Origin of the sequence: Oribacterium sp. HCP3S3_B9, assembly GCF_052064255.1 — a bacterium.
Taxonomy (GTDB): domain Bacteria; phylum Bacillota; class Clostridia; order Lachnospirales; family Lachnospiraceae; genus Oribacterium.
On sequence record NZ_JBQHVY010000092.1, the window covers coordinates 1 to 338 of the forward strand.

A 338-nucleotide genomic window follows, 5' to 3' on the forward strand; every position below is an offset into this window, starting at 1 on the left:
CTGTCGTAGTCGGACAGTTCATACGCCACAGCGCGGAGATATCCCTCGATGCGCTCCAGGTTCTTCTGGAGCCACTGGATCCAGAGCAGCATAGTCGCACCACATGGGTAGTCTTCGGAATCCAGATCATCCGGTGTGACGACCTTTTCGAGAACGCCGCTGATCACCTCACTGTCGTAGTGCTTATACGGCAGCACCACACTAGGCAGTTCATTGTGAAGCTTCAAGCATTTGCTGCACCGGAACCGGCGGATCATCAGCCACTTGCGGGTACCGCCTTCGCCCTTCATGATACGGCGCTTGCGATCACGGTAGACCAGCTTGCCACGACAGGACGG

The 338-nt window shown here is 56.8% G+C and carries 1 protein-coding gene; it reads right to left on the reverse strand.

Translation table 11 applies throughout. The features are described 5' to 3' along the window. Positions 1 to 338 (reverse strand): DUF6431 domain-containing protein (locus ACTNC3_RS11585; RefSeq protein WP_441227525.1); only part of this gene is annotated, 338 nt, incomplete at both ends.